The sequence below is a fragment of the Nesterenkonia xinjiangensis genome, assembly GCF_013410745.1.
In the GTDB taxonomy this organism is placed as follows: Bacteria; Actinomycetota; Actinomycetes; order Actinomycetales; family Micrococcaceae; genus Nesterenkonia; species Nesterenkonia xinjiangensis.
In genome coordinates this window covers 65,050-78,682 of sequence record NZ_JACCFY010000001.1, presented here as the reverse complement: position 1 = coordinate 78,682, position 13,633 = coordinate 65,050, and the positions used below count along the sequence as shown (strand labels likewise).

Below are 13,633 nucleotides of genomic sequence, written 5' to 3'. Positions count from 1 at the left end.
CGGGGTTGAGGGATATCTCTGTGTGCATGTCACTGGAGAGCATCCGCCGATCGCGCCGAGAACGACGTAGAGACGGAGACCCTCCGGCTCGCCGATGCCCGGGGCCCATGCCCCATGTGCCCGATGACGGACACCGCAGAGAGGACCAGCGTTGCAGTCGCTTGCGCTCGTAGCCGCCGACGAGGGTGGTTTCACCCCGCCGACGATCAGTGAGACCCATCTTCCGGAGATCTTCCCGTGGATGGCGGAATGGGGGACCGGCTTCGGCAAGAACATGCTGATGGTCATCCTCGCCGTGCTGGCCATCTGGTGGTTCTTCATGTTCGCCATCCGGAAGCACGAGCTGGTGCCGTCGAGGCTCCAGTTCATCGCCGAGGGTGGCTACTCCTTCGTGCGGAACAGCCTGGGGCGGGACATCCTCGGGGAGAAGCACTTCAAACCGTGGGTGCCGTTCCTCTTCACGGTCTTCTTCTTCGTGCTGTTCAACAACCTCTTCGGCGCGGTGCCCCTCCTGCAGATGCCGACCTTCTCCCACGCCGGCTCGGCCTACGCCATCGCCGCGATCATCTGGGTGACCTGGATCGGCATGGGCTTCAAGCTCCACGGCGGTCGCTTCGTGAAACTGATGACCGTGCCCTCGGGCGTGCCGAAGTGGCTGCTGCCGCTTCTGGTCCCCATCGAGTTCCTCTCGAACTTCCTCATCCGCCCGCTGACCCACTCGCTGCGTCTGATGGCCGTGATGCTGGCAGGTCACATCATCGTGATGCTGGCCGGCTCCGGTGCGGAGTTCCTCATCGCCCAGCAGGAAGGCATCGGCTCCAGCGGTCTGGGCTTCCTGATCCTGCTCGGCTCCATCCCGCTCTACTTCCTGGAACTGATCATGATGGTCCTTCAGGCCTTCGTCTTCGCGCTGCTGACGGCGATCTACATCCAGGGTTCGATCGAGGCCGACGCCACTGACCCCGTCCTTCCGCATCGGCAGACTCGCGATCGGCACGAGGACAAGAACGCAGACCCGGGGAGCTCTCCACGGAGCGCCCCACCCGCAGAAACGATCGTCCGGCCGGCAGCCCCGGCCGGACGACCAGAGACAGTCCCGGTGACACGCACCGGGATCGAGACAGAAAGAGAGAAATTCCATGGATGGATCCCTGAACATGCTCGGCATGGGCATCGCCGGTCTCGGTGCTGCCATCGCCATCGGCCTGGTCTTCGCCGCGTACATCAACGGTGTCGCTCGCCAGCCCGAGGCCCAGCGTGTCCTCCAGCCGATCGCCATCCTCGGCTTCGCCCTGGCTGAGGCGGTCTTCGTCCTGGCGATCGTCTTCGCCTTCGTGATCTGACCAGGCTCTGACACAGCCCGTGTGAGGGGTGCAGCTGGCCTGGACCCCCTTCAGACCGTCTGACTAGTGAAAATGGGTGAACACATGATCAGCACTTCACTGATCCAGGCAGCGGCCGAGGACGCCAACCCGCTGGTTCCCAACCTCTGGGAGACCCTTGTCGTCATCCTGGGCTTCCTGGCGCTGCTCGCCGTCGTGGTGAAGTTCATCGCTCCGGCCTTCGAGAAGGCCTACCAGGATCGCCGCACGGCGATCGAGGGTGGGTTGAGCCAGGCCGAGGAGGCCATGGCCGAGGCCGAGGCGATGAAGGCCGAGTACGAGCAGAACCTGGCTGACTCCCGTGCCGAGGCCAGCCGCATCCGCGAGGAGGCTCGCGCGGAGGGCGCTCAGATCGTCGCCGAGCACAAGGAGAAGGCGGCGGCAGAGGCTGCTCGCATCACCGAGCAGGCTCAGCAGCAGATCGCAGCGGAGCGCCAGCAGGCGGCCGTGACGCTGCGCCAGGACGTCGGCGCGTTGGCGACGCAGCTGGCCGGCCGGATCGTCGGAGAGGCTCTGGAGGATGACGCCCGCTCAGAGCGCGTGGTGGACCGTTTCCTCGCTGACCTCGACGCCGAGCAGTCGAACAGGACAGGAGCGGCACAGTAATGGCTGCGGTGACCGGAGAATCCTTCGCTTCGCTGCAGGAGCAGCTGGCGGACACGCTCGACGGTGCCGAGCTCGCGGTCGCGGCTGAGCTCTTCCACGCGTTGGACGTGCTGGACTCCTCGCCCGCGCTGCGCAGGAGCCTGACCGACCCTTCCCGTGAGGCGCAGGATCGTGCCTCTGTGGTGCGCGCGCTCTTCGGCGCCAAGGTGCGGGCCGGCACCGCGACCGTGCTCGAGGCCGTGGCCTCACAGCGCTGGAGCCGGGAGCGCGACCTCGGTGACGCGGTCGAGCGTCTCGCGGTCTCGGTCGCCGCCGTTCAGGCGGAGAAGGGCGGTCTCGAGGGTCTCGAGGCGCTGGAGTCCGATCTCCTGAGCTTCAGGCGCGCGGTGTCCTCCTCTCACGAGGTGCAGCATGCGCTCACCGAGCCTCAGGCGGAGGCCGAGGCCAAGCGGAAGCTGGCCGGGCGTCTCTCCGCCGGAGTCGGCGCTGAAGCCCGTCTGCTCATCGATCGGGCGGTGACCGCTCCCCGTGGTCTGCGTCCGGAGGCGCTCGTGGAGCGCTTCGCCGGGCAGGTGGCGGCGCGTCAGCAGCGTTGGATCGCCCAGGTCACCGTCGCCAAGGAGCTCGACGTCGCCCACCAGCGGCGGCTGAGCTCCAGTCTTGACCGTTACTTCGGACGAGAGCTCAAACTCGACGTCGTCGTCGACCCTTCCGTGGTCGGCGGCATCCGGGTGCAGGTCGGTGACGAGGTGGTGGACTCCACGGTCTCGACACGACTCAACGACCTCAACCGGAGACTGGCAGGCTGATCCGGGGACCCGGAGCAGCGCACGCGTCTCGCAGCGCCGTTGACATCCAGCGCCGATGGCGCTGGCATACACGTGAATCTTTGAACCACTCGGCCGCAGCTGCGGCCACGACACAGGAGAGCAGGGACTGCAGATGGCCGACTTGACCATCAACGCCGACGACGTCCGCAATGCTTTGAACGAGTTCGCAGCGTCCTACGACCCGGCGCGCACCGAGCGCGTCGAGGTCGGACGGGTGATCTCGGCGGCCGACGGCATCGCCCGCGTCGAGGGACTGCCCTCGACCATGGCCAACGAACTTCTCCGTTTCCAGGACGGAACCCTGGGCCTGGCTCAGAACCTCGACACCCGCGAGATCGGCGTCGTGATCCTCGGTGACTTCTCCGGGATCGAGGAGGGCCAGGAGGTGCACCGCACCGGCGAGGTCCTCTCGGTGCCGGTGGGCGACAAGTTCCTGGGACGCGTCGTGGACCCGCTGGGAGCCCCGATCGACGACCTGGGGGACATCGAGCCGGAGGGTCGCCGCGCGCTGGAGCTCCAGGCCCCCTCGGTCGTGCAGCGCAAGTCCGTGCACGAGCCGCTCCAGACGGGCATCAAGGGCATCGACGCGATGATCCCGATCGGCCGTGGCCAGCGTCAGCTGATCATCGGCGACCGTCAGACCGGCAAGACCGCCATCGCCATCGACACGATCCTGAACCAGAAGGCGAACTGGGACTCCGGCGACGTCACCAAGCAGGTCCGCTGCATCTACGTCGCGGTCGGCCAGAAGGCCTCCACCATCGCGGCCGTGCGCCAGACGCTGGAGGAGCAGGGAGCGCTGGAGTACACCACCATCGTGGCCTCGCCGGCCTCTGACCCGGCGGGCTTCAAGTACCTTGCGCCGTTCGCCGGCTCGGCCATCGGCCAGCACTGGATGTACGGCGGCAAGCACGTCCTGATCATCTTCGACGACCTCTCGAAGCAGGCCGAGGCCTACCGTGCGGTCTCGCTGCTGCTGCGCCGCCCGCCGGGGCGCGAGGCCTTCCCGGGCGACGTTTTCTACCTGCACTCCCGTCTGCTGGAGCGTTGTGCGAAGCTCTCCGACGAGCTGGGCGCCGGCTCGATGACCGGACTGCCGATCGTGGAGACCAAGGCCAACGACGTCTCGGCCTACATCCCGACCAACGTCATCTCCATCACCGACGGGCAGATCTTCCTGCAGTCGGACCTCTTCAACGCCAACCAGCGCCCCGCGGTCGACGTCGGCATCTCGGTGTCCCGCGTCGGCGGTGCAGCCCAGGTCAAGGCCATGAAGAAGGTGGCGGGCACGCTGAAGCTGGACCTCGCGCAGTACCGCGACATGCAGGCTTTCGCGATGTTCGCCTCGGACCTCGACCCGACCACTCGTCAGCAGCTGGTCCGCGGTGAGCGTCAGATGGAGCTGCTCAAGCAGGCGCAGTACTCCCCGTACCCGGTCGAGGAGCAGGTCGTCTCCATCTGGGCAGGTTCCAAGGGCCACCTGGATGATGTCGAGGTCAACGACGTCAAGCGCTTCGAGCAGGACTGGATCGAGCACCTGCGTCGCAAGACGACCGTGCTGACCAACCTCGCGGAGTCCGGCAAGCTCGAGGACGACACTCTCTCCGAGCTGGAGCAGGCCATCGTGGAGTTCAAGCGGTCCTTCCACGCGGAGGGTCCGCAGTCGATCGTCGGCAACGAGCAGGCCGAGGCGCTGTCCGCGGACGAGATCGGTCAGGAAGAGATCGTCGCTCAGGACCGCTGAGTCGAGCTGACTCTGACTCCAGCCGTCGACGTCGGCACAGGAGAGGGCTCGCTGCAGAGCCAGCTCTTCGCCACGTCGGCGGCGGAGCCGACCACTTCAGGGAAGGACAAGCATGGGAGCCCAGATCCGGGTCTACCGTGAGAAGATCGCATCGACCTCGTCGATGAAGAAGATCTTCAAAGCGATGGAGCTGATCGCGACCTCGCGGATCGGCAAGGCGCGCCAGCGCGTGCGCGCGTCGCTGCCGTATTCGGAGGCCATCACCCGCGCGGTCTCGGCCGTGGCCTCGCAGGACGACATCGAGCATGTGCTGACGCAGAAGTCGGAGAACCCGACCCGCGCGGCGGTGCTGATCATGACCTCTGACCGCGGTCTCGCCGGTGCCTACTCGACCAACGTGCTCAAGCGTGCCGAGTCGCTCATCGCCTACCTCCGCGAGGAGGACAAGGAGGTCCGTCCGTATCTCTACGGTCGCAAGGCCCAGGCGTACTTCGACTTCCGTGAGCGTGAGTACGACCAGGTCTGGACCGGAGGGACTGACTCTCCGGCGGTGGAGACCGCCCGCGAGATCGGGGATGCCCTGATCGAGCGCTTCGTCCAGGACGCCTCCGAGGGCGGCGTGGACGAGCTGTACCTGGTCTACACCGAGTTCAAGTCGATGATCAGCCAGGAGCCGGTGGTCCACCGGATGCTGCCGCTGGCCGTCGTCGAGAAAGAGGTCGAGGCCGAGGACGAGCTGCTGCCGCTCTACGAGTTCGAGCCGACTCCGGAGGACGTGCTCGACGCGCTGCTGCCGCGCTACGTCGAGTCGCGCATCTTCTCGGCGATGCTCGAAGCCTCAGCCTCGGAGCTGGCCGCACGTCAGCGGGCGATGAAGTCTGCCGCAGACAACGCCGACGAGCTGATCCGCAAGTACACGCTGCTGCGCAACAACGCACGACAGGCCGAGATCACCCAGGAGCTCACTGAGCTCATCGCGGGCGCCGACGCGCTGTCCGCGAGCTAAGCAGCCCACGGGGCGGAGCCAACGACCGCCCGAACTGACCGCTTTGACATCATCCAACATCAAGTGAAGTGAGAGAGATGACTGCCAGTACTGCAGAACAGTCCGCCGTGGCCGTTCCGTCGGGTGCGACCGGTCGTATCGCCCGGGTCATCGGCCCGGTCGTCGACATCGAGTTCCCTGCTGACGCCATGCCGGAGATCTACAACGCGTTGACCACCGAGGTGACCCTCGGCGGCGAGACCAAGACGATCACCTTCGAGACAGCCCAGCACCTGGGCGACAACCTCGTCCGGGGCATCTCGATGCAGGGGGCCGACGGTCTCGTGCGTGGCCTGCCGGTGCACGACACCGGCTCGGCGATCTCCGTGCCGGTGGGTGACTCCGTCAAGGGCCACATCTTCAACGTCCTGGGGGAGACCCTGGACATGCCGACCTCCGAGCTGGAGATCGAGGACCGCTGGCCGATCCACCGTCAGCCTCCGAACTTCGCGGCCCTGGAGGGCTCCACCGAGATGCTGGAGACCGGCATCAAGGTCATCGACCTGCTGACCCCCTACATCCAGGGTGGCAAGATCGGTCTGTTCGGTGGTGCCGGTGTGGGCAAGACCGTGCTCATCCAGGAGATGATCACGCGTGTGGCCCGAAACTTCGGCGGCACCTCGGTCTTCGCCGGTGTCGGTGAGCGGACCCGTGAGGGCAACGACCTCTGGGTCGAGATGGAAGAGGCCGGCGTGCTCAAGGACACCGCTCTGGTGTTCGGCCAGATGGATGAGCCGCCCGGCACCCGTCTGCGGGTGGCGCTGTCCGCTCTGACGATGGCGGAGTACTTCCGGGACGTGAAGAACCAGGACGTGCTGCTCTTCATCGACAACATCTTCCGCTTCTCCCAGGCCGGCATGGAGGTCTCCACCCTGCTGGGGCGCATGCCCTCGGCAGTGGGCTACCAGCCGAACCTGGCGGACGAGATGGGTGTGCTCCAGGAGCGCATCACCTCGACCCGCGGCCACTCCATCACCTCGATGCAGGCCGTCTACGTCCCCGCCGACGACTACACCGACCCGGCGCCGGCGAACGTGTTCGCCCACCTGGACGCGACCACCGAGCTCTCGCGTGCGATCGCCTCGCGTGGTCTCTACCCCGCGGTGGACCCGCTCAGCTCGACCTCGCGCATCATGGACCCGCAGTACATCGGTCAGGCGCACTATGACACGGCGACCCGCGTGAAGCAGATCCTGCAGAAGAACAAGGAACTGCAGGACATCATCGCGATCCTCGGTGTGGACGAGCTCTCCGAAGAGGACAAGATCATGGTCTCGCGCGCCCGCCGCATCGAGCAGTTCCTGTCCCAGAACACCTACACCGCGGTGCAGTTCACCGGCGTCGAGGGTTCGACGGTGCCGATCAAGGACACCGTCGAGGGCTTCAACGCGATCTGCAACGGCGATCTCGACCACATTCCGGAGCAGGCGTTCTACAACGTCGGTGGCCTGGACGACGTCGAGCAGAAGTACGCCGAGCTGCAGAAGAACTCCTGAGTCTTCGGACATCACGGGGAAGGAACAGATCATGGCTGAACTCGACGTCCAGGTGGTCTCCCAGGACCGCGCAGTGTGGTCCGGGACCGCGAAGGCGATCCGTGGCCGCACCATCGAGGGTGACATGGGGATCCTCCCCGGTCACACTCCGGTGCTGGCGCTGCTGTCCTCCGGTGAGCTAGTCATCGAGCCGGTGGAGGGTGCCCCTGTCCGGGCGCATCTCAACGGTGGCTTCTTCTCGGTCGACTCCGACCGGGTGACCGTCGTCGCTGACGACGCCCAGCTGGTCACGGACTGACCGGCACACTCACTTCACACACACGTAGGCCGCCGTCGAACCCCGTGAGGGGCCCGACGGCGGCCTACGTGTGTGCGCGCACCGCAGGGCTCGGCCTCTGGCGCCGTAGCGCTGCTGGTGCCGAATGGAAAGCGGGGAGGTCAGGCCGGGGCGGGGTCAGAACAGGCGGGATTCGGCGTCGTCCACGCCGCGCATCTCGTCATAGTCGAGGACCACGCAGCGGATGCCCCGGTCCTCGGCCAGCGTGCGCGCCTGCGGCCTGATCTGCTGCGCCGCGAAGACGCCTTCCACCGGGGCCAGCAGCGGGTCTCTGTTGAGCAGGTCCAGGTAGCGCGTGAGCTGCTCGACGCCGTCGATGTCCCCACGCCGCTTCAGCTCCACGGCGATGGTGCCGCCGGGGCCCTTCGCCAGGATGTCCACCGGGCCGATCGGGGTTGGGTACTCGCGGCGGATGAGGCTGTGGCCATCGCCGAGACGATCGATCTGCTCAGAGAGCAGCCGCTGCAGATCAGACTCCACCCCGTCCTTGACCAGCCCGGGGTCCGCTCCGAGCTCGTGGCTGGAGTCATGGTGGATCTCGGAGAGCGAGATGCGCAGGGTGTCGTCGCTCTTATCGGCCTTGACGGTCCAGATCTCGACGATGCCGGCCTCGGCCTCCTCGGCGTCCGGTTCAGTGACGCGCAGGGTGGCCGGAGGGGACATCCAGTTCAGCGGCTTGTAGGAGCCGCCGTCGGAATGGACGAGCACCGCGCCGTCGGCCTTGACCATGAGCAGGCGGGTCGCCTGGGCCAGGTGGGCGTTGAGTCGTCCGGCATAGGTCACGGAGCATGTCGCAATCACCAATCGCACGGTGATCGATCCTACCCGCTCCGCCGCTGCGTGCGGTGCACGCCGTGCGGTGAGATGCCGGGGCGGCTCTGCCACAATGGGGTCCATGGCGAAGGGCTCTCGAGGATCACGGCGCGGCGGGCGCGGACCCTCCAAATGGCAGCGCGAGGCCCGTCCCCTGAATCCGGGCTTGCTCTCCGCCGGAGGATTCTCCGCGGGAACGGTCTCCCGCCGTGACGGGGAGTACCATGTGCGTCGGATCGCCGCAGCCGGTGCGGCCAAGGAGTACATCTGCCCGGGATGTCACCTGGCCATCCCGGCCGGCACCGCGCACGTGGTGGCGTGGCGGGCGGACTCGATCTTCGGCGACGAGCGTGCCGCCGCGGAGCGTCGCCACTGGCACAGCCACTGCTGGCGGATCGGCTGAGGTCGACGGTGGGACGCGGTGCGCGGGTTCAGCGACTGTCCTGGTGCGTGATGAGCACTTCACGGATGAGCAGCATGAGGGCGGCCGCCGTCGGAATGGCCATCAGGGCGCCCAGGACGCCGAGCAGCGTGCCTCCGGCGATCACTGAGATCACGGCGACCGCGGCTGGGATCTTCACCGCCCGGGACATGATGCGCGGAGAGACCAGGTAGGCCTCGATCTGAAGGTAGATGAAGTAGATCGCCGCGAAGGTCAGCGCCGTCTGCCAGTCCACGGTCAGGGCCACGAGCGTCACGAGTGAGCCGCCGGTCACCGGTCCGACCAGCGGGATGAAGGCCAGTACCCCGACGACGACGGCGAAGAGGGCCCCGAATGGCACACCGGCGATGGTGATCGCGATGTAGGCCACCACACCGTTGAGGAACGCCACGCAGGCCTGGCCGATGACGTAGTAGCCCACGCCGTTGAGGATCCTCTCACCGAGGTGCTGGATGCGCGGGCGGCGGGTTCGAGGCACGAGCCGATAGCCCCAGGCCTTCATGGTGGGCAGCGAGGCCAAGAAATACAGGGCCAGGACCGCCACCACGAGCATCCCGAAGCCTGTGGTCAGCACAGCTGCGCCCACGCCGAAGAGTCCGCCCAGGGCATTGGTGATGTTCGACGAGTCCGCGACGAAGCGGCTGACCTCGGTGTCGATGATGTCCTGGAGCTGGAAGTCGTCGTCCAGACGCCGGAACCAGGGGGTGCGTGACATGTCGTAGACGATCTGCGGGATCGAGGTTGCGAAGTTCGACATCTGCTGGGTCACCGCGGGAGCCAGCCACGCGATGAAGGAGGCGACTGTGGTGACGAAGGTCAGCATGGTCGCGGTGACCCCGGCGGGGCGAGGGAGTCCGAGGCGCTCCAGGGCGCGGACCACCGGGTCCAGGCCCAAAGCGATGAACAGCGCCGCCCCGATCCAGACGAGCAGCTGGGTGTTCGTCTGTCCGATGTAGAAGATCAGCAGTGCCAGGCCGACGCCGACGGTGAACATGAAGCCTGTGTAGACCGGACGCGTGGTCTGCGTGAACTGCTGCAGGGCGCGCGGAGCCCGCGGATCGGGCTGCGTGGGATCGCGCTGCGTGGGACCCGGCGGGGAGGAGTCGGTGGGTGCGACGTCGACGCCTGTCACGGCGGTGTCCGGGTGTCCGGAGGGCTCGTCCTGCATCGGCTGGGGCGAGGAGCCCGACGAGGTCCCCTGGGAGCCGTCTGCTGGGCGCACGGCGGACCCGGCTGGGCCGACCGCCCCGGGGGTGGCCCGCTCAGCGGGGCTCGGGTCCACTTCGGGCGGCAGTCCATAGGCGTCGTAGCGCCGCACGGGTTCGTCAGGGTCTTCGAGGATCGGGCGCAGCGAGCGGCGCAGGCGCGAGATGCGCCGCGGAGAGGTCTTGCCCAGGTCGGCGTCAGGGCGCGCGGGGGCGTCCGGGCTGGCGTCCTCTGTCCCCGCGCGACGCCCCCGTGGGGTCAGTCGCCGGAGAGCTCGCTGCAGGAGACTCACGAGGTCAGCCTAGCTGTGCGCCCTGTCGGGGCGCGGGAGGCGGTCCGGAACGTCGCGCCGACGAGCCGGCCAAGGTGCTCCCGAGCGTGACCGGATCGTTATCGTGAGTTAGTCTAAAGTGTTGGACCGCCGCCGATGTGGCGGCGGTCCGTCCGTTCATGTGCCCTCCACATCTAAGGACACCCATCCGTGCGTTTCCTGTCATCGATCCTCGCCTTCCTGCTCGGACTGGCCGCCCTGGCGGCCGGCATCGGCCTGCTGTCCGTCTGGGCTCCGCAGGAGGTCTCCACCGCGCAGACGTCCGAGGTCGAGGAGGCCCCGCTGACGGTGATCACCGACGGCGTAGTGGATCCCGAGCAGGGGCGTGAGGAGTTCACCATCGAAGCTGAGGGCGAGTTCACGATCGCTCTGGCGCGTCTTGACGACATCGACGCCTGGGTGGACGATGCGGCCCATGTGCGCATCACCGGTGTGGAGGAAGGCTCCGCCGAGGAGCCGCCGAGCGTGGTCGCGGAGCATGTCGACGGCGAGGCCCAGGTGCCGGACCCTTCAGGTTCTGACCTGTGGGTCGCCACGGAGATCGCCGAAGGATCTCTGGAGTATCGCTGGGTCGCCCCCGATGACTCCGGGGACTGGGGGCTGATGCTCTTCCGCGACGGAGAGGAAGCCGCCCCGGCCGCAGTCGCTGTCGAGGTCGAGCAGCCGGTGGACCGCACCCTGGGCATCGCGCTGAGCGTGGCCGGTGCGCTGCTGATCCTGCTGGCCCTGCTGCTGTTCTACCGCGCCATGGCCGCCCGCCGGAGGGAGCGCGATGTGCTCGCCGCGGCCTATGACGGCGAGGTGGTGCCAGAGGACGCGCAGGAGGCAGAGGGGGCCGACGTCGAGGACGCAGGGGCCTCCGAACCCACGGACGCGACCCCGGCGACGACGATCACCCCCGCCGCGGGTGAGGAGTCCGAGGCCTCCTCCGGGACTCCGGCCGACGCTGAGGCCGCTGATCGTGCCGAGATCGACGAGGAGGATGCCGACGACAAGGACGTCGATGGCGAGGAGGTCATGGATCTGACCTCGGAGGAGACCACTGTGATCCCTGCGACCCCCGGTGTGGAGGAGAGCCCAGCCGACGGTGAGACCACCGCAGGCTCGGAGGGGGTGCCGGTGCGTGAGGAGGACGACGAAACCGCCCCCGCTCCCGCGGGAACCCCTGATGAGGACCTTGCAGCTGAGGATCTTGCGGCTGAGGGCCCTGCCGCTGACAGCCAGGAGCCCGGACGCCGCTCATTCTGGTGGCGCAGTTCCTCGGTCGCGGTGCTCGCGGCCGTGGCCGTCACCGCAGTGCCCGGCGCCGACGTCACCGGGAGCCTGCGCGCCTCGCCCGAGGAGGCCGATGAGCAGTCCGATGAGCAGGCTGAGGAGGAGCTCGACGACGCGGACGCTGAGGACGCCGGCGCTGATGTTCCCGAGGCCGGTGAGTACTCGGTGCTTCTGGAAAGCCAGCTCCAGCACATCCTGGAGGACATCGTCGAGGTCGTCGAGGCCGGTGACGAGGACCAGGATGCTGAGGTCCTCGAAGAGCGCGTCGACGGGAACGCCCTCGAGGTCCGTGAGCTCACCTACCGCAACCAGGAGATCAGCGACGCCGCCGGCCCGGAGCCCATCGGCTCCGCACCGCTCGCCGCCGCCGTCACCTCATCCACCGAGTTCCCGCGCCAGGCCGTGGTCATCACCCGACACGAAGAGTCCGAGATTCCCCAGGTGCTGGTGATCGAACAGGACTCGCCGCGGGAGAACTACCGGCTCACTCAGGCCGTGATGATGATGCCCGGCACCGAGTTCCCGGCCATCGCCGCAGAGGAGGGGGGAATCGTCCCGGTGGACCCGGAGGCCGAGGTCGCCCGCTTCGCCCCGGACTACGCCATGATCCGCACGGCGGTGTTCCTGAACAACCGTGAGTACTATTTCGGCGCGCACGTGGAGGACAACCCCTACATCGAGGACCTGCAGTCCTATCAGGAGGAGGTCCGCGAGGCGGCTGCCGACGTGGAGATCTCCTACACCCGCCCCCTGGTGGAGGGGAGCACCACCGCGCTGCGGCTTCCCGACGGTTCCGTGCTCGCCGTGGGGTCCTTCGACTCCACGATGCAGCTGCGGCCGCTCGAGCCGGGGGACCAGATCATCTTCGAGGACGAGACGCTCGCTGAGCTGGCCGGCACACAGACGACCACTGCGGACGCCGACGTCATCAACCGGGAGTCGATGATCCTCCACATCCCCGCCGAGGACGAGGACCAGGTGGTCCTGCTCGGCGTGCACGATATCGTGAGTGACGTGAACATCCTCGACTGACCGTGCCCGCCCGGCCTCTGGCCGACGGGGAGGGAGCAGTCGGTACGGACCAGCAGCAGTGATGGAGGAGTGAGCTCTGTGACCCAGTCAGGACCCGAATCCGAGACCGGCGCGACCGCCTCGGTGAACGCCCGTGGTGCGGTGGACCTCTCGCAGCTGGGAGGAGCCGGTGGGCCGGACCCCCAGCCGGGACAGCCCGGCGGCGAGCACGCCGCCGGTGCCGACAGCTGGGTGGTGCCGATCCGTCCTGAGCAGCTGCAGCAGATCGTGCAGCTCTCGGCCCAGGCGCCGGTGATCGTGCTGATCCACGGGGAGGACGAAGCCTCCACGACGATGCGCTCCACGCTGGCAGACCACGTGGACGCCCAGCAGGGCCGTGTGCTGCTCGCCGAGGTCGACGCCTCGATCAGCCCGGAGCTTGCGCAGGCCCAGGGAGCGGATCAGATCCCTGTGGCGACTGCCTTCGTCGGTGGGCGTCCCGTCGGCGAGTTCGACTCGTCGGTGCCGGCCGACCAGCTCGGCCAGGTGGTCACCGAGATGGTCCAGCTGGCCACTCAGAACGGCATGACCCAGAAGCTTCCCCCGCAGAGCCGGCGTGCGCGTGCCGCCGATGAGGAGCCCGAGCTGCCTCCGCTGCACCAGAAAGCCCACGACTGCTTGGAGATCGGTGACCTCGACGGAGCGATCGACGCCTACGAGCAGGCGCTGCGGGAGAACCCGGGCGACACCGACGCTTCGATCGGTCTGGCCCAGGTGCGGCTGATGCGGCGCACCCAGGACGTGGACCTCCACCAGGCTCGCTCGGCGGCGGCGCAAAGCCCGGACGACGTCGGCGCGCAGATCACTGTGGCCGACCTGGACGTCCTCGGCGGTCACGTGGAGGACGCCTTCGCCCGGTTGATCACCTTCATCCGCGGCCACTTCGGCGAAGAGCGGGAGCGGGCCAGGGCCCACCTGGTGGAGCTCTACTCCATCGTCGGGGACACCGACCCTCGGGTGAACACGTCGCGTCAGCAACTGGCCCGCGCGCTGTTCTGAGCCGATGAATCATCCTCGCGGGTGATGCCGGCCCTCCAGCCGACAGACTAGCCTGA

General features: G+C 67.6%; 12 protein-coding genes and 1 pseudogene. 11 read left to right on the top strand and 2 right to left on the bottom strand.

The features are described 5' to 3' along the window. Positions 1-151: 151 nt before the first annotated feature. The 8 genes and pseudogenes from atpB to HNR09_RS00355 form a co-directional block, all read left to right on the top strand. Positions 152-955: pseudogene (gene atpB / locus HNR09_RS00390) on the top strand (F0F1 ATP synthase subunit A); the annotation flags it as partial. Between the two features lie 184 nt (positions 956-1,139). Continuing rightward, positions 1,140-1,343 carry an ATP synthase F0 subunit C gene (locus HNR09_RS00385; RefSeq protein ID WP_179540247.1) on the top strand — a complete coding sequence of 68 codons (204 nt, stop codon included), beginning with the start codon at positions 1,140-1,142 and terminating at the stop codon, positions 1,341-1,343. Positions 1,344-1,427: 84 nt separating this feature from the next. Further along, positions 1,428-1,988 carry a F0F1 ATP synthase subunit B gene (locus HNR09_RS00380; protein ID WP_179540246.1) on the top strand — a complete coding sequence of 187 codons (561 nt, stop codon included), beginning with the start codon at positions 1,428-1,430 and terminating at the stop codon, positions 1,986-1,988. After that, positions 1,988-2,797, top strand: coding sequence for a F0F1 ATP synthase subunit delta (locus HNR09_RS00375; protein ID WP_179540245.1), 810 nt, complete (start codon positions 1,988-1,990; stop codon positions 2,795-2,797). The genes HNR09_RS00380 and HNR09_RS00375 overlap by 1 nt, the downstream gene beginning before the upstream one ends. 133 nt (positions 2,798-2,930) lie before the next feature. Continuing rightward, on the top strand, positions 2,931-4,562 hold the full coding sequence (gene atpA, locus HNR09_RS00370) for a F0F1 ATP synthase subunit alpha (RefSeq protein WP_179540244.1): 1,632 nt from the start codon (positions 2,931-2,933) through the stop codon (positions 4,560-4,562). Positions 4,563-4,674: 112 nt separating this feature from the next. Then, on the top strand, positions 4,675-5,568 hold the full coding sequence (locus HNR09_RS00365; protein WP_179540243.1) for a F0F1 ATP synthase subunit gamma: 894 nt from the start codon (positions 4,675-4,677) through the stop codon (positions 5,566-5,568). Between the two features lie 77 nt (positions 5,569-5,645). Next, positions 5,646-7,103: a F0F1 ATP synthase subunit beta gene (gene atpD / locus HNR09_RS00360; RefSeq protein WP_179540242.1), complete on the top strand. Its 1,458-nt coding sequence runs from the start codon at positions 5,646-5,648 to the stop codon at positions 7,101-7,103. Positions 7,104-7,134: 31 nt separating this feature from the next. Continuing rightward, positions 7,135-7,401: a F0F1 ATP synthase subunit epsilon gene (locus HNR09_RS00355; protein ID WP_179540241.1), complete on the top strand. Its 267-nt coding sequence runs from the start codon at positions 7,135-7,137 to the stop codon at positions 7,399-7,401. A 156-nt stretch (positions 7,402-7,557) separates the two neighbouring features. Here the strand turns inward: HNR09_RS00355 and nucS are convergent, their stop codons facing one another. Further along, a complete protein-coding gene (gene nucS / locus HNR09_RS00350; protein WP_179540240.1) occupies positions 7,558-8,250 on the bottom strand; it encodes an endonuclease NucS in 693 nt (230 codons plus the stop codon). An 85-nt stretch (positions 8,251-8,335) separates the two neighbouring features. Here nucS and HNR09_RS00345 point away from each other — a divergent pair, with 85 nt between their 5' ends. Further along, entirely contained in the window at positions 8,336-8,656 is a 321-nt protein-coding gene (locus HNR09_RS00345) for a hypothetical protein (RefSeq protein WP_246348666.1), read from the top strand. 28 nt (positions 8,657-8,684) lie between these two features. Here HNR09_RS00345 and HNR09_RS00340 read toward each other — a convergent pair whose 3' ends face one another. Next, positions 8,685-10,193, bottom strand: coding sequence for an AI-2E family transporter (locus HNR09_RS00340; protein ID WP_343047383.1), 1,509 nt, complete (start codon positions 10,191-10,193; stop codon positions 8,685-8,687). 189 nt (positions 10,194-10,382) lie between these two features. Here HNR09_RS00340 and HNR09_RS00335 point away from each other — a divergent pair, with 189 nt between their 5' ends. Both HNR09_RS00335 and HNR09_RS16425 read left to right on the top strand, forming a co-directional pair. Continuing rightward, a complete protein-coding gene (locus tag HNR09_RS00335; protein ID WP_179540239.1) occupies positions 10,383-12,539 on the top strand; it encodes an ICP22 family protein in 2,157 nt (718 codons plus the stop codon). 78 nt (positions 12,540-12,617) lie between these two features. Then, the gene (locus HNR09_RS16425) at positions 12,618-13,577 is read left to right on the top strand and encodes a tetratricopeptide repeat protein (RefSeq protein WP_179540238.1); all 960 of its coding nucleotides are present in this window, start codon (positions 12,618-12,620) and stop codon (positions 13,575-13,577) included. The last annotated feature ends 56 nt before the right edge of the window (positions 13,578-13,633 follow it).

What these genes read in the sequence shown, in the direction of transcription:
- HNR09_RS00385 (WP_179540247.1), top strand. Translation starts at nt 1,140, where the DNA reads ATGGATGGATCCCTGAACATGCTCGGCATGGGCATCGCCGGTCTCGGT.
- HNR09_RS00380 (WP_179540246.1), top strand. Translation starts at nt 1,428, where the DNA reads ATGATCAGCACTTCACTGATCCAGGCAGCGGCCGAGGACGCCAACCCG.
- HNR09_RS00375 (WP_179540245.1), top strand. Translation starts at nt 1,988, where the DNA reads ATGGCTGCGGTGACCGGAGAATCCTTCGCTTCGCTGCAGGAGCAGCTG.
- atpA (WP_179540244.1), top strand. Translation starts at nt 2,931, where the DNA reads ATGGCCGACTTGACCATCAACGCCGACGACGTCCGCAATGCTTTGAAC.
- HNR09_RS00365 (WP_179540243.1), top strand. Translation starts at nt 4,675, where the DNA reads ATGGGAGCCCAGATCCGGGTCTACCGTGAGAAGATCGCATCGACCTCG.
- atpD (WP_179540242.1), top strand. Translation starts at nt 5,646, where the DNA reads ATGACTGCCAGTACTGCAGAACAGTCCGCCGTGGCCGTTCCGTCGGGT.
- HNR09_RS00355 (WP_179540241.1), top strand. Translation starts at nt 7,135, where the DNA reads ATGGCTGAACTCGACGTCCAGGTGGTCTCCCAGGACCGCGCAGTGTGG.
- HNR09_RS00345 (WP_246348666.1), top strand. Translation starts at nt 8,336, where the DNA reads ATGGCGAAGGGCTCTCGAGGATCACGGCGCGGCGGGCGCGGACCCTCC.